Origin of the sequence: Paenibacillus sp. GP183, from assembly GCF_900104695.1 — a bacterium.
Taxonomy (GTDB): domain Bacteria; phylum Bacillota; class Bacilli; order Paenibacillales; family NBRC-103111; genus Paenibacillus_AI.
In genome coordinates, this window is record NZ_FNSW01000001.1 from 2836604 (window position 1) to 2860687 (window position 24084).

The window sequence follows — 24084 nt, forward strand, 5'->3', positions numbered from 1 at the left end:
GAAGGCAAGAGCCGGAAGGATACTAAACTATATAAAGAATCAAACAACCCTGCTATCCAAGCCGATAGCAGGGTTGCTTGATTTCCCAATGTTTACAGTTTTCCTTGAAAAGCACGGTTTAAAATGTTTTCATATGTAGTTTCCAGCAGAGCCATCGTCTCATTAAGGATGCTAAACCCCGCCTGCGCAGTTCAGGAAATATTTGAGTTTGAAGAATCGATGTGTATTCGCCACCGCTTATAAAAATTAATACATTATAAACTTTCTTAAAATTATTGTTCCCAATAAAGAACAGTGATAATATTAATTGTATATACATAGTGAGTGACTTTAAGCAAAACTTAACAACTGATTTTCTGGAATTACTTAAAAATAGTTAGAAGGGATATGGGTATATGAATGCTAAAATAGGTATGCAAATTATCGGAACTGCGAAGCAGTCGGTTAAGGAACACCGGTCTTCCAAAAGTCCAATTATTAGACTTTTAGTATCAATCTTGTATGTTTTGTGGAATACAGCTAAAACTGCGATACGCGTTTGTGTCGATACGGACTTCCGTTCTATCCTACTTCTGCAGTTGCTAAACTCTAAAAATGTTCATCAAACGACGCCCCTCACCTATATGGATCGGTATCCTACAATTTTTTCAGCATGCCGCGACTATTTTGATGGCAAACAAGATCTAAAAATACTTTCTTATGGGTGCTCGACAGGCGAAGAAGTTTTAACTCTTCGTCGATATTTCCCTACTGCGCACATAATAGGCGCAGAAATTAACAAACGTAGCCTTGCAATATGCAGAAAGCTTCCTGTGGACGAGAAAATTACCTTTTTATATTCTACAATTAGTGAAATCCAAAAGTATGGACATTTCGATGCAATTTTCTGCATGGCTGTTTTGCAACGAAAGCCGCATTACATTGCAGCAAAAGGCATCAGTAGTCTTAAAAAAATCTACCCCTTTGAAAAGTTTGAACGGCAGATTATCGAGCTCGACGAGCTGATCAATCCGCAAGGATTACTGGTTGTTCACTCCACGCAATATTCACTTTGTGATACTAATGTGGCCTCAAAGTACGAGGCTTTAGGTAGTCATAACCAGAATGATTATTTATTACCTGTATTTGATAAAAATAGCAATTTAGTAAAAAATCCAACATCACAGAACACTATTTTTATTAAATTGCACAAATAAATTGGAAACATTACGATGCAGTAATTATCGCAGATTAATGAAGCAAGCAGCCGGATGGATATTAAACGATATTAAGAATCAAACAACCCTGCTATCCGAGCCGATAGCAGGGTTGTTTGATCATAAGATGAACCATAGAGTCTTCCATCCTCATTCCTATCACTCGAACCTCCCCTTTACAAAAACTTGTTGCGATACTCGGTCGGCGTTTTCCGCCGAAGAGCTCGATGATTTTGTTGATGACGCCGGTTTCCGGAGAGAGCAGCAGCGTGATGATCCCCCCATATACTACCCGGGAAAAGTCCTCTTTTTATCCCCCCCTTATTTACCGATTCATTACAAAGGTCAAACATCTCGGTAACAGTCAAGTGGTAAAGTTAAACATGTAGATCTATACTTATACCCATTTTAACTGGAAAGGGAGTCGTATTCTTGAAGAAAAAGCTTATACTTGCATTCCTTCTTTCCTCTATCCTCCTACAACTGCCTTTAGGAAGCGGCGGAGCGGTCTGCGCAGAAACGGCGGCTGCAGGCAAAGTATCGTTCCTGTATTTCAACGACGGCCATGAAATCAATCCAGTTGTTGATAAGCTCGGCACCCGCGGCGGCGTGGCCCGGATCAAAACCTTGGTCGACAGCGTAAAGGGCGACAAAATCGTCGCATTCGGGGGAGACCTTGGCGGCGGTACATTGTTTGGCGGGGTATTCAAAGGGCTTCCCATGGTTGAAGCCTTCAATCGAATCCCGATCGATCTTGCCAACTTCGGCCAGCACGACTTTGACGCGGGCACGGCCAATACACTTGAGTTGATAAAAGCGGCCAAGTTCACCTGGGTCTCATCCAACCTGATCGGCAAAGACGGCAAGCCGTTCGGAAACGTACCGCATTATCAGATCTATGAGAAGCAGGGCATTCGCATTGGTGTCATCGGCTTGACCAGCGCGATGGATACAACGACCCAGGACGAGAATGTGAAGCAATCCGATGTCATCGAATCCGCCAAGGCTGCTGTTGAGAAGCTGAAGAAAGAACAAAAACCCGATCTGATTGTTGCTCTAACCCAAGAGCCTGTTCAAGATGACAAGCTGCTGATGCAGGCGGTACCGGATATCCGCGTTGTCTTCACAGAAGAAGAAGCGGAAGAAAAATCGTTCGTCTACGATTTCGACGGCACCGGAAAAAGGTATATTTTCTCTCCGCAGGGCAATATGGGTTCCATCATCCGGTTAAATATCGGCAAAGCAGCTGACGGACAAGTAACACTCACCAATGAAATACTGAAGTCAGACGAAACTGTAAAAGAAGACGATCAACTCGCGGCGCTAGCCAAGGAGTACCAGTCCAAGCTTGAGCAGGAACTCAGCAAGACAATCGCCGTTTCGGAGAGCGACTTGATCTACGGGGACAACCATGAGTCCCGATTCAAAGAAACCGCAATCGGCGACTTGATTGCAGACGCATATCGGGATTACTATCAGACCGACATCGCGGTTGCGAATGGCGGCGGCATCCGCTCAAGCGCCGCCAAAGGAAACTTTACGCTCAAGGACGCAAAATCGATTCTGCCGTTTGGCAACAAAATCGTAGTGACAGAAGTGACCGGAGATATGGTGGCAGCCGCACTCGAAACGAGCGTTTCCGCCGTCGATAAGCTGGCGGGGGGATTCCTGCAGGTATCGTCAGGCACCTCATACACTTACAATCCGACCAAGCCGGCAGGCCAACGAATCGAGCAGGTTACCATAAACGGCAAGCCTTTAAATAAACAGCAGAAGTACAAATTAGCCCTCTCCAACTTCATGTATACAGGCGGAGATAAATATACCATGTTTGGCCAAGCGAAAACCGTGGTGGGAGCCAATGAAGCCCTGACCGATGTTGAACTGCTCGTCGCCTATGCCAAAAAAATCGGAACCATTCGCGTGAAAGCGGAAGGCCGCATCATAGTGAAAGGCTTTGCTGACATCCCTTCGGACCATTGGGCGGTAAAGGAAATCTATGAACTAAACCGTTTAGGCATCTTCGGCGGGGTGGACGATGCGCGCTACGCCCCAAATCAAATGGTCACACGCGGGGAAGTTATTGATTACCTGGCCAAAGCTCTAACACTGGACCAAAAAACGGTACTGAGCCAAAGCGGCTTGAACGGCCTGAATCCGAAAGAACCGCTCACTCGTGAAGAAATGGCGCTAATGATGAAGTGGACCTATGAAACCAGAACCGGGAACAAGCTGGGATCGACAGAAGCGTCTCCTTTTGCAGATGATGCCCTGATTGCAGATGATGCGAAGGCAGCCGTTACCGGCTTGGCTAAACAGGGATTGCTAAACGGCAGACCGGGAAATCTGTTCGTCCCGAAGGATAAAGCTACAAGAGCGGAAATCTCGCATGTGATTTGGACATTGTTGAATCTATGAGCTAAAAAATGCTCCCCTGTATCTATGGTGAATGGAGTCGGGAGCATTTTTACTTTTGTCATTATGAGTTTCGGGCTTGGGAAAGCGCGACCTGTACAGCGTCTTGAAATGCTTGTGTGCTATAAGTTGCTCCTGATACATTTTTGACTTGTGCACTCTGCTTTTGTACCACTTCTTGCGGCAGCCCGACCACGTCATCTATTGTATAATGCATGGCAAAACGACTGATTGTAACGTCTGTGATTTTATCGCTTTTAATGGTGACTGCCACCTGAATCGATCCACGTCGATTGCTTCCCGAACCATTATATGTACCATCTTTATAAACATGGCTGCTTTTAGTCGGTGTGGGAACTGGGGCTTTTGGTGTTGGTTGGCTGCTTTTAGTCGGTGAGGGAATTGGGACTTGTTGTGGTTGACTGCTTTTAGTCGGTGTGGGAACTGATGCTTGTGGTGTTGGCTGGCTGCTTTTAGTCGGTGTGGGAACTGATGCTTGTGGTGTTGGTTGGCTGCTTATAGTCGATGTGGGAATTGATGCTTGTGGTATTGGTTGGCTGCTTTCAGTCGGCATGGCAACTTGGGCTTGTAGTTGTGGTTGCTGCATCGTTGCCTGAGTTTCCGTTGCGATATATCCAGCGGCATAGATCGCTCCAATAGCAGTCGAACAAAGGACGACCCACTTTTTATTCATTTTTGCCATGTGAATCCCTCCAATGTAAATCTTCATTGATAGCTACATTATAAGGAAGGAACATTTAAATTTCCTTAAAAAGCGCTGAATGTTATCAAGTTTCACTGATTCCCACCGACTCCCCCGCAACCAGAGTTACATATACCCGCTCATGCTCGACTGTTTCTCCCCTAATCAACTTAATCAGCTGCTCGGAAGCCAGGGCGCCCCACTTACGCTTCGAATAATCGATTGTTGCCAGTCGCGGCTGGGTATATTGGGTTAGCTCGATGTTGTCGAAACCGATGATGTGGATCTGTTCGCCGATCCGGAAGTCCGCTTTCACCAGAGCGTTGTACAGCCCGACGGCCATTTCATCGTTCAGGCAAAAGACCGCGGCAGGCTCCTTATACTCCCGCATAATTTGCTCGGCGGCCTGACTGCCGGACTCCTTGTCGAAGTTGCCCTCGATCTCAACGCAAACCACATCGGAGTTCCGTTCAATGGTTTGCCTGGCGGCCTGAAGCCGCTGTTTGGAGTCGAACGAGTCCTTCGGCCCCGTCACGACATACAGCTTTCGGTGGCCTTTTTCGATCAAATATTCAACGGCCAAGGAAGCTCCCGCTTTGTTGTCCAAGAGGACCTGGTTCACATTCGGATGATTCAGCTCCCGATCCAGCACGATCAGTTTATGCCCGCGGCCGGCCAGCTGCAGCAATTCTTCGCTTGCGAACGAGTGGTCCAGGACGATAGCGCCGTCGATCATCCGCTGCGGCAGCAAGCGGTGGGAGTAGGAGCCGCTGCAGACAATGAGGTCATAGCCTCTTTTGTTCAGCACATCCTTCATCCCCTGCACGATTTCCCCATAAAAAGCGCCGCTGAAATCCGTCAAATAAACACCGATGATTTTCGAGACCCGCTTTTTTAACGTTCTCGCCGCGGCATTCGGGACATAGTTCAGCTCCTTGGCGATATTCAAAATCCTCGAGCTCGTTTCTTCAGTTACTTTCGGGTTGCCGTTCAGCGCATAGGACACTGTCGATATCGAAACGCCCGCCTTTTTGGCAATATCTTTTATACTAGTCACAATAACCGCCCCTAACGTTTACGCTTTCAATTCCTTCTACTATATCACAAACAGGTTTTTCTCAAGAGAAAAGGGCGACCTCGAAAGATCGCCGCTTCATCTTACACATACACGTCAATTACGTTCGCACCCTCACATAGAAGATCGTTCAGATTCTGCTCTTTGATACAGAGACCGCCATGACGGTAACGGTTCGCAATCGCTTCCGCAGCCGCTTCTTTCCCGTTAACCTTCACAAGCCTTTCCGAATTACCCCCAAGATGGTAGATGAAAGTAACCGCAAGGCCCTTCACCTTAAAATCAAACCGCAGCCCATCCAAGTCTTGCGGCAGCACCGGATCGATGATGAGGTCGCCCCCGTCCAGACGGATGCCGAGGACGTTGGAGATCATCTGGTTCATGTAGATTCCCGGGCCGCTGGAGTAAATTCTCCATCCGCCTTTAACCGGGACAGCTCCTTCCTTCAGCTCCCAGAAACGCTCCTGTGCTTCGTAACGGGTGTTGAACTTCCCATCCGAGCTGCTGAAGTAGGAGTTGCTCTGGCGCAGCTCAGCATTTGGAACGACGCTGCGGATGCCGATGGGGTTAATCATATCAAGCCCCTTCCAGGCTTCGTCGGCTTTGCCCAGTTTGGCCATCGCCTCCACGAAACGGATATGGGCATGGACGTACTGAAGACCGATCTCCCGGCCAAAATTGGCCGCCTGCTCGGCGCGCTTGAAGTTCGTGCTGACGCCGCCGGTATATTTTGCCGGGCGGTTCATTAGGCGGACGCCGTCCGGATAATACAGCACGTCCTTGATGATCCGGTAATGCGAAATCGCCTGTTCTTCTGTCAGCAGCTCACCGATCATACTGCGCGTCATCGGGAGCAGGCGGTATTGGATGCCCGTCTTGGTATCCGTCGGATGCAGCATCAGCTCAGCCTTGCCGGGCTCCTCCATGTACACGAAGCCTGGGATGACGTCCGTGCCCAGCATGTAGCGGTTGAAGTCGGCTTTGATGCCGGCCGCCAGCTCCTGAAGCTCAGATGCCATCGTTTCGTCCGCTTCGGCAAGTACAGCGGATAACTGGTTGAACACCTGATAGGTCAGGGCAACGGTCCAACTGCTTACCATATACTGCTTTAACTGAACGTTGGCCGGCTGGAGCGTGTCGTCCCAATCGCCGTCGCCATAGGAGGAAAGATGCGTTCCATGCAGGAAATGATGCTTGATGTACGCGATCTCTTTTTTGGCATGCTCAAAAATAGTCGCCGACTCTTCCGTAAACTCGAAAACATGGCGCTTCGTATACGGAACTTTTTCCTGAAGAATGCCGTAATCTTTTGTCGCGGTTAAATAATCGCTCAGCACTTTCAGCGGCCAAACGATGATATCGCCATGGCTTTCTTCCTGTTGGATCGCAGCATAGCGGTCGAACATAAACCACTGAGGCCAGTTGCCGTCGTCTTTGTACTGGTGGGAATAGACGGTTTTGAGAATGTCGCGGACTTCGCCGTATTTCTGAGTCGCGAGGAAATATTCAGCAGGACCTTGGCATACATCGCGTGTTCCCCATGCGGCTCCGCCGTACTGCTCCAAACCATGAGGTACGGAATAATGGACGAGCATATTATGCGTATACCACCAGGCGAGGGTGTTAAACTTGTCCAGGCTGTCTGCGGTGCCGCCGTTTTGCGACAGGTGAAACCCGTTCATGACCGTGGCAAAAAAGTCCCGGTATCGCTCGATCTCAGCTGCAATATCCACTTCTGTGAACGGCAGGTCTTCATCCCTCAGGAGCCCCTGGATGGTCAAGCTCCATTCGCTGCATGCGCCAAGCTCCAGAACAACGAGAGAAGCGGCCAGAGGCTGGGCGTTTTGCACCAGAACGGTCTCATTGCCAACCTTTAAATCCGTACCTGCAATCCGCATTTGGTAGCACAGATGCGGCCAAACCTTTGCGCTGTCGGATACGGGATCAGCATAAAAAGACAACGTTTGCCCTTCCTGGTAGAGCCTGAATGACGTTTCGTACTCGTTGTTGTTCATCGTGACCTGATTCGTGACGAGGAAACGGTACGCCTTGCCGCTTTCGGAACGAACCTGCAGGTGGATTTCCGGCGTATCGACGGCAGTCAGGTTGTTGATGACAATTGTATCGTCCGCCGTTTTGTAATACCAGCGAGCATAGTTGAAGCCGAGCTCAAACATCGACGGCATGGTGAGCAACCGGTATTTACCTTCAATTTCCACATAGATGCGTTGCCCAGAGGTTTTCATCACGTTCAAGGCATTGCGTGCGTTGGTCAGCATTTTATTGAACGACGTGTTCCCGACAACCACCTGAGAATTAAAAATGCCGTACATATAGGAAGTGGTCGTCATGACGTCTTCCTTCAAGCAGGCATTATCCCCCGACATGAGGATATGGCCGTGCGGGCGCTCAACGAGAAGTTCTTTTTCCTTCAGAACCACATGTTCACGGGTTTCAGTGAAAAAAGACAGAAGCATTTCCCCGTCCAGCTCCTCCTGACGGCGGCTTGGGAAATAGCGGTCGATCTCTTCCCGGGTCATCGACATAGTCGAGAGCGGCGCTCCGAGATTAACAGACAGTCTCACCTTGTCGAGCTGTTGGCCGGGCTCATTGGTTGGAGCGTCGGCTTTTTTCCATGCGTTCAACACTTCCGCATCGAACTCCAAGGCTTGGATAGCCTCCGGATGGTCTGGCTTGAACAGGCTGTAAAAAACGAAGCGTACCGCGCCGTTCACCTTAACACGCTCGGACTGCAGTGCCGTATACGCGAATTCATATTGGTACACTTCGTTAGCCAGCGTGCTGCGGGTCAACGCTTCCGGCTCGTTGGTTTCCTTATACGACAAACCGAAAAACTGGAAACCGTCGGTCGAGTATCCGACCACTTTACTCAAACCACCCTGCTGCAGGTATGGGAACACCCCCTGCTGCGGCATGTTTTGGCGGGAGCAGACGGCATAGCCGTTCTTGCCGTTTTCGAATACAGCGTGGTCGATGTATTGCGACAAATACGCTTCATTGCTGCGGACGGCGCCCTTGTTGGCGAGGCCTAGATCCTGCCCGTAAATGAGGTCTACTTCCTCGTCCCACCCATTCACCCTTACATCCCAGAACCAGATATCATGCGGCGTCAGATGAAGGGTCACTTCGTAATCGAGTCCTCCGGCAGACCCCTCCCAGGATACTTTGGAATCCGAGTACTGCACGCAGCTTGTAGAGTGAACGCCCAAGAGCGGCACCACTTTGATCCCATATGAGGAATGCAGCCGCAAATACAGGTTATTTAGAGACCCATCGATGGGATTGGCTACCCACTGATTAATCATCGTGTTCTTGTACGTAATTTCGCGGATATCCCCGCTGCTTAGAAAGGAAAACCGCAAATTTCCCGCCTTCAGCTCAAAATCCGACTGTTCTGAAACTGTCATGGTGTTCACTCGCTTTCCTATTGCTTGCTTTTTACTTATTGAGCTTAAATGATAGTTCTGGTAAAACATCCCGGCTGTTCGGTCCGACGAAAACAGCGAACTCCCCATCGTCGCTTGCAAAGGCCAGGTCGGAATGATGATAGCGAAGCAGCTCTTCCGTGAGCATGAAAGCGACTTCCCGGCTCTCGCCCGGCTGCAGCAAAATTTTGCGGAAACCCTTCAGCTCCTTTAACGGCCGGACGACTTCGCCCGCCAGATCCCGCACGTACAGCTGCACGACTTCTTCTCCGGCTGTCTTGCCGGTGTTAGCCACCTTCACTGTCACGGTAAGCGGTTGAGTTAAGGTCATTATATCTGATGAAATCGACTCGCCGCTGTACTCGAAAGTGGTGTAACTCAAGCCGTATCCGAACGAATAAAGCGGCTCATTCGGGATGTCCAGGTACTGTGAAACGTAGCGCACCTGCGCCTCTGGAGCTCCCTGAGGGCGTCCCGTGTTGAAGTTGTTGTAATAGACGGGAACCTGCCCGACTGCAAAAGGGAACGACATCGTCAGCCGCCCGGATGGGTTCCTGTCCCCGTACAGCAGGTCAGCGATTGCCAACCCGCCTTCGGTTCCCGGGTACCACGCTTCCAGCACGGCATCCACCAGGTCGTACACGCCGTGAAGATCGAGCGGGCGGCCATTGAACAGCACGGCCACCATCGGCTTGCCGAGGCACTTCAATTGGGCGGCCAGTTCCAGCTGCGCCTGCGGCAGGCGGAGGTTAGCCCGGCTTCCCGCTTCGCCGCTCATATCGGAGCTCTCGCCGAGCGCGAGCACGATCACATCGGCTTCGCGCGCCGCTCTTACCGCTTCATCCAGCTGATCATCCGTCACACTCTCTATATCACATCCTTGAGCCACAATGATGCGGGATGCATCGACTTTCGCCTTCAAGCCGTCATACAGCTGAACGGCATCGACTTTTGAACCCATCCACGACCATGGGCCGAGGATGTCCCCGTTTTGCGCAAACGGGCCGATCAGGGCGATTTTCTGCTCTGGCTTGAGCGGCAGAACCGCCTCGTTTTTCAGCAGGACGCTGGACTTTACAGCCAGCTCACGCGCAGCTCGGCGATGTTCTGCACTCAACACATTCTCCCGTTCGCGGTCAACATCAGCCCCGCGATATGGATTTTCAAACAACCCCAGCTTCTGTTTCAACCGCAGGATGCGAAGCACTGCTTCGTCGATCAGCGTTTCATCTACTTCCCCGCGTTCCACGAGCTGCTTCAAATGATTCTCGTAACAGGTGGTCATCATTTCAATATCGACTCCCGCCATAATGGCTTTGCGGGCGGCTTCCTCTTCATCCGCAGCCACTCCGTGCGGAATCAATTCCTTCACCGCGCCCCAGTCGGAGATGACGACGCCGTCGAAGCCCCACTCCTTACGGAGCAAATCACGCATCAACCGCTTATTCCCTGCGGCCGGTATACCATCCACCGTATTGAATGCGGTCATCACGAGCTCAGCGCCCTCTTCCAGGGCCGCTTTGTAGGCCGGCAGGAAATACTCCCGCAGCTGCCGTTCGGACATGTCGACTGTATTGTAATCGCGGCCGCCTTCCCCTGCGCCGTATGCCGCAAAATGCTTCACGCAGGCAGCAAGCCGGGTAAGGTCGTTTTTCAAATCCTTTCCCTGTAAGCCGCGTACAAAAGCCTTGGCAAATTCAGCGTTCAAGTACGGGTCTTCTCCCGTCGTTTCCATAACACGGCCCCATCGGGGGTCGCGTACCAAATCGACCATTGGAGAGAATGAGACATGAACTCCTGCAGCGGACGCTTCCGCCGCGGCGATCTCCGCGCTTTTCTCAGCTGCTTCCAAATCCCAGGAACACCCGATCGCCAGCGGAACCGGAAATATCGTTTTATAACCGTGTATGATATCCGCCATAACTAGCAGTGGAATCCCCAAACGGTTCTTCTTCAGATGGGCTTGCTGGGCGCCGATCGTTTCTTTTGCCCCGGATAACCCCAATATAGAGCCCGTATTTTTAATAATGTCTTCGGTAATGCCCATAGATGCCATCGGGCCGGTAATTTGCCCCTCGGTCCCCGTTCCTGCAAAGAAAGGCGCGGCCAACTGCAGCAGCTGGCCAATTTTTTCTTCCAGAGAGAGCTCCTTCAGCAGGGCAATCAATTGTTCGTCTGTCATTACGATGCCTCCCTCGGTCTGTTGCATTTTTTTCGAAACGTTTCGATTACATTATAAACATTAAGAAAATAGGCGTCAATGAGTTGTCTATTCCCAAATAAAGTTTTGATTCACCTTAAATATCTAGTTGAAAACGATCTCAACTTGTTTTATAATGGCATCGAAACGTTTTTTTCTTCTATAAAAATATTTTTTCTTTTTTTTATTGGAAAATCGAAACGTTTCACCAATTGCGTTGAAGATGCCGCAAATCTTTAATTTAGTAGGGGATACAATTTTATTCCGGGGGTGCAGGTTAAGAAAGCTTTGATCATTTGGCTTTGTTATTATATTTGCTGGAGTAACGGAAACCCTATTAAACAATTCATTAACAACCGGGAGGAATAAGAAATGCGTAAATCGATCACCACAGTAATGGCCGGGACCTTACTGGTCTCCGGCATCCTTGCAGGATGCTCGCCAAATAGCGGTACCCCTCAAGGTTCCGGATCAGCAAGCCCTGCGTCCAGCGGCCAGCCAGTGACCCTGAACGTTTGGGGGATGGGCGAAGAAGCGAAATCGCTTCCGAAAATCGCCGACAAATTTATGCAGGAAAATCCAAACATCAAAATCAACGTCCAGGCGCTGCCATGGGATACCGCCCATGATAAACTGCTGACTGCCGTCGCTTCCAAAAAAGGCCCGGACGTCCTGCAGATGGGCACCACCTGGATTCCGGAATTCGCTTCCGCTAAAGCCCTGATGGACTTGAAGCCGGAAATGAGCAAATATCCAGAATTCGCCGAAGCCAACTTCTATCCTGGCGCCATGATGAGCACGAAACAAGGTGACACTGTTGTAGGAATGCCTTGGTACGTAGACACCCGCGTGCTTTATTACCGCACGGATCTGCTTAAAGCTGCCGGTTACAACGAAGCGCCGAAAACTTGGGACGAATTGTCCGACGCCGCTAAAAAATTGGCTGCTCGCGGCAACGGCAACTACGGCATCAGCATCGACGCGAAAGAGCAGTCCTTGGCCTTCATGTTCGCCCGCCAAAACGGTTCCAAGTTGATTGACGGCAATAAACCGCTGTTCAACCAACCGGAATTCGTCCAAGCGGTCGACTACCTGAACAGCTTTTTCAAAAACGGCTCTGCGCCGAAAGACCTTGGCATGGACATCGTACCGGCGTTCCAAAAAGGCATTACCCCTATGTTCATCAGCGGCCCTTGGATGATCAAGCTGATCAACGACCAAGCTCCTGACATCAAGGACAAATGGGCCACCTCCGTACTGCCTAAGAAAGTGAACAACACGTCTTCCCTGGGAGGCTCCGACCTTTCCGTGTTCCAATACACCCAGCATAAAGACGAAGCCCTCAAGTTCATCGCCTACATGAGCAAACCGGAAACACAGCTGGAATGGCTGAAGCTGACCAATACATTGCCGGCAACGAAGAAAGCTTGGGAAGACCCTGCTTTGACGAACGACCCGAACTACAAAGTGATCGGCCAGCAAATGAACGCTTCCGAGCCAATGCCTTTGATCAAGTCTTGGGAAGAAATCGCCCAAAACATTCTGAAGAGCTTTGAAAACATCTACCGCGGCGGAGCCAACGTGCAAACGGAAATGGACGCATTCAACAAAAAAGCCGAATCCATCCTTTCCAAATAAAGCAGCTCTAATAACAGCTAGCCGGCTTTTTGCCGGTTAGCTATTCATTTCCTATATGCAGCGTTTCACCCCTCGCAAAGGAGAGGACTTGTCATGAAGGGATTCACCGCCAAAAAAGTGCCCTATTTCTTTATCGCGCCTACGTTGATTTTGCTGACTTTGTTTTCGTTGGTGCCGATCCTGATTGCGCTGGTCATCAGCTTCACCAACATGGATTTAGCCGGTTTAGCCGATTATTCGAACATCAAATTCATCGGGCTGCAAAACTACAAGGACGTGCTGTCCGACCCGATTTTCATAAAAGCGATTCTCAACACGCTGTTCTACGTTGTGATCGGGGTGCCCCTGGTCATCCTCTGTTCGCTGACTGTCGCGTTGTTGATTAACTTTGGGACTTCCCGTATTTTTAAAGTGTTCCGGGTCATCTATTACCTGCCTTCCGTAACCAACGTCGTTGCGGTTGCCGTGGTTTGGTTCTATCTGTACAACCCGACATTCGGGCTGTTCAACTACTTATTAAAATTGGTCCACCTAGGGCCGGTGCCCTGGTTGACACACCCTATTGTTGCGAAAATATCGCTGATTTTCTTGGCGTTATGGAGAGCCATCGGCCTCAATATGATTATTTTCATCGCCGCACTGCAAGGAATTCCGAAAACCTATTATGAAGCGGCGCAGCTGGACGGGGCAACCCGTTTGCAGCAGATGTGGTACATTACGATCCCGATGCTGCGTTTTGCCATCTTTTTTGTTTCCATCACTACGATGATCGGTTGGCTGCAGTTTTTCGAGGAGCCGTTCATTATGACACAAGGCGGTCCATTGGACAGCACGACTTCCGTCGCCCTGTTCATTTACCGCAACGGTTTCCAGCTCAGCCACTTCGGTTACGCGGCGGCGGGGTCCTTCATCCTGTTCACCGCCATCATCCTCGTGACCCTGATCCAATTCCGGTTCCAAAACAAGGACACCGATCTTTAATCTGAAAGGAGGCTTAACTGATGACCGCAAAATCTGCACAATTACAGCCCGTCGGTTCCGGCGAGAGGGACTGGCTGCTCCAATGGCTGGCCGGGATTATTTTGGCCCTATTCGGTATGATGATGCTGCTGCCTTTTATCTGGATGGTTTTATCGACCTTCAAACCCGAGAGCGAAGTACTGAGCATCCCGCCCACTCTTTGGCCGAATTCCTTTACGCTTGCCAACGTGGAAAAGCTTTTCGTGAATATGAACTTCGGTGTTTATTTGCGGAATACGCTCATTATCGTCTTATTCTCTTTTGCCGGCATGTTCCTGAACGCGATGGCCGGCTTCGGCTTCGCGAAATACAAGTTCAAGGGAAGGGAACCGCTCTTTTACCTGGTGCTCGCCACCATGATGATTCCCGGCCAGGTAACCATGATTCCGGTTTATCTGATCCTGAACGCGATGTATTTAACGAACACCATGACTGGCATTATTCTCCCAGGCCTTGTCGGTGCCTTCGGCATCTTCTTGTTCCGACAGTTCATTGCCACCATTCCGGATGAGCTGCTTGAAGCCACCCGATTGGAAGGGGCAAGCGAGTTCCGCGCCTTCCTGCAGATCGTACTCCCGATCTCGAAGCCGATTCTGGCCGTGCAGGGCATCTTGACGTTCATCGCAGGCTGGAACAGCTTCCTCTGGCCGCTGATTATCGCCAACGATGAAAAGTTGTACACTTTATCCGTCGGTCTCGCCCTGATGAAAAGCCAGTCCAATCAAAATTTCGCCTTACAAATGGCCGGCGCCACTCTGATGGTTGCTCCTGTCATTATCATCTTCATTATCTTCCAACGGCACATTATCGAAAATTATACAATTTCGGGTATGAAGTAATTTACCCGTTAACACACTAACGGGCAATCCGCATAAGCGGCTTGCCCATTTTGTTTTTCTTCGTTTAACGGAATGAAAACCCTCTTTGCTCCAATACCGTCCGCAAATTTTCCCGCAAACTCGCCGAAGCCGCAATAGTTTCCGGGCGTGTGCACCTTCTGGCCGAATGCTCGCACCAACCATACTCGACCCCTGAATTCTCCGGTTCTCCGGCCATGGAGACGCGACGGCCATCGTACGTCCTCCGCCCAATCATCACGTTGTCATAGGCTGCCAGCCCTTCTTCCAAATGAGCTGTGGAGTACTGCTCTGCGTGAACCGTTACTTCTTCCGGCAAGCGAGGCTTGATGCCCCGTCGCACTCCTTCCCGCTCGTAGCCAATAGATAAACCCGCTAAAGCAAACACCCCATCCGGCAAGCCCAATTCCTCAGCCATTTCAGCCGGATGGTTTCGAACAGAACCGACTGGAACCGTAACAAGTCCCAATGATTCTGCAGCTACAAGGGCGTTTTGCAGGGCTAATGCCGCATCGACGGAAGCAAGCAGGAACATCTCCAGCGTATCGGCAGCGAATGTGTAGCCTTGCCGCTTGGTAATATATTTCAAGCGATAAATATCAGCGCAAAACACCAGGAAAACCGGGGCTTCCCGAATAAACGCCTGATTGCCGGATAGCTCCGACATCCGTTCTTTCCTTTGTTCATTTTCGATGACAATGATGCTGTAAACCTGCAGGTTTGAAGAGGTTGGAGCACTTCTCGCAGCCGTAAGAATAGCTTTTAGCATCCCTTCCGGAAGCGGTTTGTCCTGAAATCCGCGCACGGATTCGTGGTTTGTCAAAATCTCCAGCGTCGGATTCAAAACCTCGTCCGCCAGCTTAATGCCTTCCAATTCCAAGCGACTTCGAATGATCCGATTGCTCATCCCCAAACCCGTCCTTTCTCATGATGACTTGTAAATGGGTAATTTTATTATTACACCATCATTTGACCCTTTCTCATAATGAGCAGGCCATCTAAATAAACGTCCGGCTGCTTTACAACGCAATCGATATGAACTCCTGCTTCAATGGTTCCCCCAAAGGTGTGGTTGCTGCCAAAAGCGACATGGATTGTCCCGTATACCTTCTCATCCTCGAGCACTACTCCTGTAATTCTCGCTTTATCATTGGTGCCAATACCGAATTCGCCGAGCAGCCTTCCGTCTCCATCTCCGAGCATCCGAAGCAGCTCATCAGCCGCATCATCGCCTTCCGCGTTCACAAGCCGGCCTTGCTCAACTTTCAGCAGCATTGGGGATAACAATTTACCAATCCCCGCTACAGACCCGTCAACGAGAATTTGACCCGATGCCGTACCTTCAAGCGGAGCGATATAACCCTCACCCGAGGGCAGGTTCCCGGATTCGCCCGGGTTCAAGTACATACCTGTACTCGGAATTCCGCTCCGCCCTTCCATGGAGAAGGATAACGCATAGCCATCCTTTTCAATACGGACGTGTTTACCATGTGTTAGGATGCCCGTTACTTTTTCCGTCAAAGCTTTGACCTGGTTGTAGTCGGCGGAGATAGCTCCTTCCAGGAACATATCTTCCGTGATTCCCGGCATCGTCGCAACTCTAGCACCGGCAGCAGCTGCTTTCTTCCGTGCCTGTGTGTGAGTGAGAGAATGCTTCGTGATGCATATGACGACCTGCGAGCTTGCCATAGCTGAAGCTATTGCGGCAGGGGGTTCTTCACCCGACTTAGCCCGTTCTTTCATAACCATGAGTACCGCTTCGGCTCCCAGACTTTTTCCCGCTTCATACAGGGATTCCGCGAGCTCCTTCTTGGCATCATCGGACACGACAAGGAACGTTTCTTTTTCCTGAAGCCCCAGACAGTTTCTTAACACATTTTTACTGATTTCCGTCAATTGAGGATTCATGGCATGTCACCCTTTTTATTCAAATCATTTCAGAAACGATTTTGGCCATAATGGCATTGGATAAAATCACGGGCAGCCCCGATATCTTGGATACCAAAGCTCTCGCTTCCTCTGTATACCCCATGCAGTCCAGCAAAATAATATCGACCTTGTCTTTCAACTCGTTAGCCGCTTGATGAAAATTAACCTCGTCAAAAATATAAGGAGAGGCCACTGCAAATAACGGATTCATGCCATATTGCGAGTACTTGGGCTTTAAACTCTCTGTTTGTTCAAGGATCGGGACTATGACGCCTATGCGCCGGTTCCCCACCATTGCCTTTACTGTAGGCGGAATGATATGGTCAGGTTCGATCAGGTAAGAATTCGTCGTTTGAAGTCCGGGAAATACACCTGTGCAAAGAAGAAGAATTTGCTTAATGCCGCTTTGCTCTAGTTGCGCAATTTTATTTTGTAAAAGGGGTTGAATTTTGGCTCGGGACATGACAACCGAATCTCCGGTGGTCAGTCGGGACGTTAGCACATAGTCGCCGGCTTCCGGATACAAATTCGTTTCTATATATTCTTTAGTCAACCCGTCCAAAACACCGATTTGAATCAATTCCGCATGTTCGCTCAAATATTGCTCAAGTATGGGCGCCACATCTGTACGCGGTGCTTGACCTATAGTAATCATTCCCAGTTTTTTCATGGTTTTCACCTACTTCGTCTGCAATATTTTCATGGAGCCGTAAAGCTGAGTGATCCGTTCAAATTCATCCTTATCATAGAATGCGCATGTGCCGTTCGTCATCTCTTTAGCGACTTCAATGGCAAATCGAACCGCAGTGGCAATGTCTATCTCATGACTTGCGCCAGTGCCACAGCCCGGAACAACGGATTGAGCCGTTACTGCAACGCCAACCACTGGAGCATCGGTAGCCACAGCTGGCTGCAGAATGGAATTAATATGAAAAAGTCCGTTTCCGTATGGTGTAATATCCTGCATCGTAATTGGGAAGGTCACAGGCAGCTGCCCTGTCGCCATTTCCATAATCCTCAGCAGATCTTCACTTACTCGAAGAATATAGCCCTCCTTCACCGTCGGTGAAATGGCGATTCCTTTATGATTAATGATCCGGTTTCCCTTGGTCGTATCTATAGAAAGGATTGCCTCCATTTCGGGAACGACCTCCTGGGCATTCATCGTTGCGATATCGACCGGAGAATCCATGAAATCCACAGGTTCGTGCGGACGGGTTGGCGCATCCGGGCAAATGTGCGTCGTGATGATGACATCCCCCTTCAGCTTGTCCCCCTTCAGCTGCATATCTGCCAGCTTGAGTGCGGAAGCAATGGCTGCAACGGCCCCATCCGCATCCGACACCATCCCAATCCGGCTCGGACGTGCGCCAATTCCACCCAGACGGCCAATAATGCCAAAGGTCGGCGCGCTGCCTCCCTTCGATTTGCCCTCCGTTCCGGGAACGACTATTTTAATGAAATCAGTGCTGCCTTTCTCGCCGGTGACCTTCTGTACGATGATCGAAATTCCCGGGTAATCGCTGAATAAATTCTTCACTTGCTCGCCAGATGCATATGCGCTATCCAGAATATCAAGTATGGTCAATGTTTGCTTAAGCGTCATATCGAACTTCCTCCAATTTTAGTGTAAGATCATTTATTTTAAAAAATATACGAAAGGACAGGTTTCTTGACGGCATCTTCAATCGATTTCATCAGCTTCTCATTTCGCATCGTGCTGCTGAGCAGCAGCTTTTCTTTCGGCACGGCAATAACGGCAAGCCGCTGCCCCTTTTCGATAGCTGCGGTAACCACAGGTCTTGCCGTCTTGGCATCCAGGGTCATGATCAGATCAGGGAATGTAGCGCAACGCCGCCCATCTAATTCAAGCGTCATGTACTCATTCCAGAAGGTCATTTCATAAGAACCGTCAATCCAAACCGTCCCTATGTCAAAGCCTCCTGTCGTTTCCAGTTTGAAGTCGGTCACTGTACCTAATGTGATAACACTTCCTCCAAGCTTTGTGACCACAGCATCAATCGCCGCTTCCCCCCGATGGGACAGCAAAGCTTCACCCACCTCAATAGCTTGCGTAATAGCGCCGGGCGCTCCGTGTTCCCTTGCATAAGCGGCGGTAACAGGATTTCTTGCCACCGCAACGAGTCCGCCGGCTTCAATAGACGCCTTTCGAATCATCGAAGCGGCTTTCTCCAGTGATCCTGAGATGCTCATTTCGATATAATTGGCGCCTTTCCCGCCCACCGCAGTTTGGCGGGAAATATAACCTTCCATCTCCGATAAATTCAGCGATCCCATGGCTCCCGTAGGATGAGCCCTGCCATTACAGGCAAAATCCAAGAGGGGAATCCCACTTACAATTGATTGAAACCAACCGTTGACCGTCGTTCCTGCTCCGTTCTCATTGGTATGGATCGCCTTGATCGGTCTGCCAATCTCATGAGCAAGAATCTCCAACGCTTTCGAGTAGTGAATTGGCTTTACAAACTTATCTTTTGCCCCGGGCGCACCTACCAGCGAAACCGTGACCCATATGTCCTCATCTAAAAATTCATCAATGGTGCAGAGCTCGGGCTGCCCGATCTCAAGCGCCAAGCGGCCGATCTGTAGACCTTCTTCAATCCATCCGCCACCGCCGCCGCCTAAAACAGCGCCTCCAAAAACCGCATACTGGACCATACCTTCATCTAGTTGGATTCGAGCCAATTCCGTCACCTCATTTCTTCATTTTGAAGACCGAGTTAAAGAAGCTAAAGAGCGCATCTCCGGCAATAAATCCGGCTGCCAAAATACTCATCGGCGTTTCAGCCTCTTTTCCTTTCATCTTAAGCACAATAACCCGGATCAAAATCCCTGCAATAACGGCCCAACAAGCATTTGGAGTGCTAATCAACAGACCGGTAGCGAACAGTACGCCAATCTGACGGCTTGGACCTCCAAGGAGTTGGAAAATCGCGCCTGGAATAGCCCAAATCAGCAATTGCATAGCTATTTCCGGTGATGCGCCTGCTTTTATCGTCGAAACGTATACTTTATCAATGGGAGGCACCAGGTTTTGCATGAAGTAACCATTATACGTAAACACAACCGTCAATACCGCAACGCCAAAGGCAATCATGCCTGTTATATACTGCTGCTTTCTTCCCTTCAACTCATATTCCCGGTCTTCTCCGTTGCCGCGCAAAATATAGCCTGTTTTTAAATCATATCCCATATCGGCAAAGGCAGGACCCGTAGCGGCGCTGAATCCGGCCAGCAAAGCAAGCGCGACCGGCGGGAAACCGATCATAATTCCAAAGAGCAGCGTGATGAAAGCGACTGCAAACGCGGGAAACCACCCGGAGTGCATCGCTGCAATCCCTACAATCAATTCATGAACGAAGGCGGCAAAAGCGGCAAAGAAAATAAATCCGATCAGCATGCCGAGCGACATTTTTGTCACGATTCCACCAATCACTGCAATAATAAGCGCTATGACCAGGTAAGCGACAAATCCCAGTCCTAACGACCGTCTGGCTTCTCCAATCGATCTTGATAAGTTCGTCTCATCAGCTGCCGCTGTTTCTTGATGACCGAGAGATGGCTTCGGGTTATTTGTTTGTTTTTTGAATATGAGAAGACCTGCCTGGATGAGAGCAACAATACCCGCACCGATCATGACACCATGCGCAATATAGAGCTTGTTGACATCTATGTTGAACCAGGGAACCGAATATTGCCGGATCATCAGACCTATACCAAACATGCTCAGCGCCCAAATATTCCCGATAAATGCCACGCCAAAGGCCGACATGGAAATATGAAAATACGAACCGATGACCCCAATTCCCGTACCGATACCAAGCAGTCCGGCACGTTTGCCTCCCTTATCTCCAGCAAGGATCGACTCTGCAGTAGCCACTCCGGGAGCCCACGTCCCTGAAGCCGGGAACAGCTTGGAATCAAATAATTTATAGAGAAGGACAGCATCCACGAACATAGCAAGCGCAGCACCGATCAACATTGGAACCACAAGCTCTTTTGTCCCCATAGCAAAAGGAATACCAATCGGAATGAGCAAGCTGTTCGCGGCGCCAAAGGTTGCCGATGAGATTGAGGTTTGCACCAAATTTTGGCGGTGAACGGATCTGTATTTTTTAAATATGGCCACTGGTATTCTCGCAATGAGCATGGCCACAAGAGCTCCAATGATCGCTGTATTTGGCGTTACCCCAAGAGTTGTTACTATTTGCATACCGATGATGGCGCCGATCACGCCCGTTACAATGTTCAGCACTAGTGCGAATGGTTCAAAAATACTCGGATGTTTCTTTTCGTTTTGTTCCTGTTCCATAGATAGTCCCCCTTAAAGACTTTCAGTTTTTTTATAAAACAAACCCTTTTGTAAAGTACCGAGCAGAACTCCGACGAACACCAGAGATGCTCCCATCATTTGATGAGGAGTAACCGCATGTTTAAAGATGATGAGATCGAGGAGCATGGTCATGAGCGGCTGCAAATTAAGCACAATGGCGGATCTGGCAGCGCCGACAGTTTCCATTCCTTTGTTCCAAAGCACATTCGCAAGTCCTTGTGCAACAATAACCGTAACGAAAGCCAGGCCCCATATCCAGATAGAATGACTCCAGTCGATCCTTTGATTCGATAAAACCCACGGGTCAAATATAGCGCCGCTAAGCGTAAAACTATATACAGTGATCATAAATGGAGACAACCGTCGGGAGAGAATTCGAATGAGGATCAAATTGATAGAAAACGTAAAGACTGCCCCAAACATCAGCAGATCACCCGAGCTTACCGTAATCCCCTTCAAGTTCAATGCAATAATGATGCCAAAAAAGGCAACCAAACTACCTATGAGCATGCGCAAAGTAATCTTTTCCTTAAGGAAAGCTGCGGCAAGTCCTGCAGTCATCATTGGGGATAATGTAAAAATCAGGGAAGCATTTGTTGCTGTCGTATGCCGCAGGCCATTAAACAGCAGAATTTGATTGGCGATCAATCCAATTAAAGCAGACAGTAACAGCAGCAGCACTTCCTTCCCCGTTAGCTTTACGAAGGATTTGCTCAGGAAGGCCGCGAATAAAAACAAACCAGACACAATCGTCAAACTGAATGCTGAAAGAAACAAAGGTGGAAACTCTTGCAATAGTATTTGTCTAGCAATATAGTTTATTGCCCATATAAATACACAAAATGAAAGGATGGAATAAGATTTCGCCAAGGAAATGCCCCTCTTTTAGGTCACATGGTTAAATAACCATTTGATTATAAAATGTTGAGGCAAACAGCCCCTCCGCTTCCACGGCATCAATTACAGGTACTTGTAATTCTTTTCTTATCACGTCTGCGAAGCTGATGGTCGAGAACCCGGTACAAGCGAATACAATCACTTTGGCACCTTGCTCCACTAAATGGCGCGCCGTCTCCAATGCTTTTTCGCGTCCCGACGCTGTCAAGAGATCGGTAGTATTGGTAACGCCTTCCGGACGAAGGTATCGAACCATCAAATCACCCAAAAGACGTTCCACAATCAACGGGGCACTTTCAGTAATACCCATGACACCTACTGGTTGTCCCATTGAGAGAGCCATGAACGAGGCTGAGCTTCCTGCGCCAATGACGGGGATGGATACATGCTTACGCAGCTGTTCGATAGCAGGATCAGCTGCACAGCTGATCACCAGAAGATGACAGCCATCCTTTTCAAAGTTTTTGCCTAATTCTACAATCTTCGGTTCGGCTGCCCTTTCCGTCTCATCGTCATAAATACCCCGAGGCTGATCGGGAATGCATCGGCTTATGACGGGAACTCCATAAAGCTCCGTAATCTTCCGGCCATGCTGTTCAAGAATATCGGTGTCTTGTGTAGTAAATACACGAATCAGTCCGATCATGTCGCCATCCTCCTTTTACGGTATATTATTGTGATGTATTCTTACATTAATTGTAGTATTCCTTCACTTTCCCAACAATGTACTCACCCACCAAAACTAAGGATGGCCTATTGTGCTCTGAGCACAATAGGCCATCCTTTAAACACCCTGCTTTAACAAATAAAAAACGGTGCACACATAATATTCAAACCGGTTGACGGCATTTCCCATATCGCTGTCGATTATTTCGTTAATTCGATCCATTCGGTACTTGACCGAATTTCGGTGAATATATAAACGACTCGCCGCTTCAATCAAGCTCCCACCTGTAGCTAAATAGTGATACAGCGTTATCACCAGCTCAGTCCCATTCTCGTTGTCATAATCACACAATTTTCCTATTTTCTTGTGGATCAATTCGTCAAACTGTACATAATCGGAAGACTTCAATAATAAGTGGTACATTTCGAATTCATCAAACGAAAACAATTGCTGGTCCTTATTCAGCCGAATACCGATATGGATGGCTCTCTTGGCTTCGGAATAGCTGCGATGGACTTCCCATAAGAAGCATTTGTTGCCGAACCCGGCCCGAATCGCACTCCATTTTTTGAGAAACGGATGAAGCACTTCACTCCATCCTTTAGGAATTAGCTCACCATACGGCTTCTTGGAATCCTCCGTAATCTTGACACTGGCTAAAAACAATACCAATTGTCCCCCTTGCAAATGTACATGAGAGCGGACTTTTCGATTAGCCGATTCCTTGTGAATGATTTGGTTTAATTCCAATAAGAACGAGGATCCATACTCAAAAAATGGGCCTTCTCCTTCAACGATCCCGATCTCCCATATCCATTCGGAATCCAGACCCAGCTGCCTTCCTTTATTCTCTGCATCCTGCTGCGGTAAAGAAATACTCATTAACAGCTCTTCAAAAAAGTTTCCGCGCAGTCTTAGCTCGGTATCCTCGGCAATCTTCTTTCTCATCAATTCAAGAGAAAAAACCTGCCGGGCATGCTCCACACAAACCAGCTCCAGGTCATCCAAATGTTCCTTGCCTACAACGAATTTCCCTATGAGCTGTTTGTCAACCGTCACTTCCCAATAGCGGGTATTCTTTGAAGGGTGATAAGGAACCTGAGGCGGAGAGGATACGAGAATATCTCCATTTTTACCAATTACCCAAATCGACGATTTCACCAGATCAGCCACATTATCTGCCACAACTTGTATACCGCTGTTATTTAGCACCAGGTTCGTGAGCGCTTTATATATTTCTTCCGAACGCTTCAGCAGGACGGCCTGCTTATCCAGAATTTGATCCATGACCGCATAGGTAATATCGATATAGGGGATCCCAATCGGAAGTTGAATAATAGGAATATGATACAAATTGCTCATATCCATCATTTCCTGAGGAATGTCGTGAATGAATCTCTCCGGTTTAATGGCTACTCCAGCCGCATTCGCATTTGCCAAATGTTTTATGAGCTCGGTCAGAAGGGCCAGATCATCCCGCATCGAATAACCGGTAGTCAAAACCAGTTCTCCTTCTCTGAGCCAGTTCTTGATATCAGGAACTTCCATAATATCAACAAATCGCACAACACGGTCCAAGCCTTTTTCACCGCTTACCAGCTTGGCCTGCTCTAGAATCGGAAGCTTCAACAGCTCCCTCACTGTTACGCCATTTAAATTCATATACCTCACCTAATTCCTCGCATCC

At 49.0% G+C, this 24084-nt stretch carries 18 protein-coding genes; 5 read left to right on the forward strand and 13 right to left on the reverse strand.

Features of this window, described 5'->3' with window-relative positions:
• Positions 1-395 precede the first annotated feature (395 nt).
• Entirely contained in the window at positions 396-1196 is an 801-nt protein-coding gene (locus BLV33_RS13965; RefSeq protein ID WP_090792572.1) for a class I SAM-dependent methyltransferase, read from the forward strand.
• 432 nt (positions 1197-1628) lie between these two features.
• Entirely contained in the window at positions 1629-3614 is a 1986-nt protein-coding gene (locus tag BLV33_RS13975) for a 5'-nucleotidase C-terminal domain-containing protein (protein WP_090792578.1), read from the forward strand.
• Between the two features lie 61 nt (positions 3615-3675).
• Here the strand turns inward: BLV33_RS13975 and BLV33_RS13980 are convergent, their stop codons facing one another.
• The 4 genes from BLV33_RS13980 to BLV33_RS13995 all read right to left on the reverse strand — a co-directional run bounded on the left by BLV33_RS13980 (position 3676) and on the right by BLV33_RS13995 (position 11017).
• Positions 3676-4314, reverse strand: a complete 639-nt coding sequence (locus BLV33_RS13980) for an FMN-binding protein (RefSeq protein WP_090792581.1) — start codon at positions 4312-4314, stop codon at positions 3676-3678.
• Positions 4315-4399: 85 nt separating this feature from the next.
• On the reverse strand, positions 4400-5371 hold the full coding sequence (locus tag BLV33_RS13985; protein ID WP_090792583.1) for a LacI family DNA-binding transcriptional regulator: 972 nt from the start codon (positions 5369-5371) through the stop codon (positions 4400-4402).
• Between the two features lie 101 nt (positions 5372-5472).
• Positions 5473-8817, reverse strand: a complete 3345-nt coding sequence (locus BLV33_RS13990) for a GH36-type glycosyl hydrolase domain-containing protein (RefSeq protein ID WP_090798931.1) — start codon at positions 8815-8817, stop codon at positions 5473-5475.
• Positions 8818-8848: 31 nt separating this feature from the next.
• Positions 8849-11017 (reverse strand): glycoside hydrolase family 3 N-terminal domain-containing protein, encoded by a 2169-nt coding sequence (locus tag BLV33_RS13995; protein ID WP_090792586.1) that lies wholly within the window; start codon positions 11015-11017, stop codon positions 8849-8851.
• 390 nt (positions 11018-11407) lie between these two features.
• Between BLV33_RS13995 and BLV33_RS14000 the strand changes: the two genes are divergently transcribed.
• The 3 genes from BLV33_RS14000 to BLV33_RS14010 all read left to right on the forward strand — a co-directional run bounded on the left by BLV33_RS14000 (position 11408) and on the right by BLV33_RS14010 (position 14532).
• On the forward strand, positions 11408-12673 hold the full coding sequence (locus BLV33_RS14000; RefSeq protein WP_090792588.1) for a sugar ABC transporter substrate-binding protein: 1266 nt from the start codon (positions 11408-11410) through the stop codon (positions 12671-12673).
• A 93-nt stretch (positions 12674-12766) separates the two neighbouring features.
• Positions 12767-13654, forward strand: a complete 888-nt coding sequence (locus BLV33_RS14005) for a carbohydrate ABC transporter permease (protein ID WP_090792589.1) — start codon at positions 12767-12769, stop codon at positions 13652-13654.
• Between the two features lie 20 nt (positions 13655-13674).
• Positions 13675-14532 (forward strand): carbohydrate ABC transporter permease, encoded by an 858-nt coding sequence (locus tag BLV33_RS14010; protein ID WP_090792591.1) that lies wholly within the window; start codon positions 13675-13677, stop codon positions 14530-14532.
• Positions 14533-14596: 64 nt separating this feature from the next.
• Here the strand turns inward: BLV33_RS14010 and BLV33_RS14015 are convergent, their stop codons facing one another.
• From BLV33_RS14015 to BLV33_RS14055, 9 genes are all read right to left on the reverse strand, one after another.
• Positions 14597-15457: an NADPH-dependent oxidoreductase gene (locus BLV33_RS14015; RefSeq protein WP_090792593.1), complete on the reverse strand. Its 861-nt coding sequence runs from the start codon at positions 15455-15457 to the stop codon at positions 14597-14599.
• Between the two features lie 50 nt (positions 15458-15507).
• Positions 15508-16458: an aminopeptidase gene (locus BLV33_RS14020; protein WP_090792594.1), complete on the reverse strand. Its 951-nt coding sequence runs from the start codon at positions 16456-16458 to the stop codon at positions 15508-15510.
• A 19-nt stretch (positions 16459-16477) separates the two neighbouring features.
• On the reverse strand, positions 16478-17149 hold the full coding sequence (locus BLV33_RS14025; RefSeq protein WP_090792595.1) for an AroM family protein: 672 nt from the start codon (positions 17147-17149) through the stop codon (positions 16478-16480).
• 9 nt (positions 17150-17158) lie between these two features.
• On the reverse strand, positions 17159-18085 hold the full coding sequence (locus BLV33_RS14030; RefSeq protein WP_090792596.1) for a DUF1177 domain-containing protein: 927 nt from the start codon (positions 18083-18085) through the stop codon (positions 17159-17161).
• A 38-nt stretch (positions 18086-18123) separates the two neighbouring features.
• Positions 18124-19185, reverse strand: coding sequence for a DUF917 domain-containing protein (locus tag BLV33_RS14035; RefSeq protein WP_090798933.1), 1062 nt, complete (start codon positions 19183-19185; stop codon positions 18124-18126).
• A gap of 10 nt (positions 19186-19195) precedes the next feature.
• Positions 19196-20812 (reverse strand): OPT/YSL family transporter, encoded by a 1617-nt coding sequence (locus tag BLV33_RS14040; protein WP_090792597.1) that lies wholly within the window; start codon positions 20810-20812, stop codon positions 19196-19198.
• Positions 20813-20824: 12 nt separating this feature from the next.
• Complete coding sequence (locus BLV33_RS14045; RefSeq protein ID WP_253187071.1) at positions 20825-21703, reverse strand: DMT family transporter; 879 nt, start codon at positions 21701-21703, stop codon at positions 20825-20827.
• Positions 21704-21731: 28 nt separating this feature from the next.
• A complete protein-coding gene (locus tag BLV33_RS14050) occupies positions 21732-22376 on the reverse strand; it encodes an aspartate/glutamate racemase family protein (protein WP_090792601.1) in 645 nt (214 codons plus the stop codon).
• 138 nt (positions 22377-22514) lie between these two features.
• Positions 22515-24059: a PucR family transcriptional regulator gene (locus tag BLV33_RS14055; protein WP_090792603.1), complete on the reverse strand. Its 1545-nt coding sequence runs from the start codon at positions 24057-24059 to the stop codon at positions 22515-22517.
• Between the last annotated feature and the right edge of the window lie 25 nt (positions 24060-24084).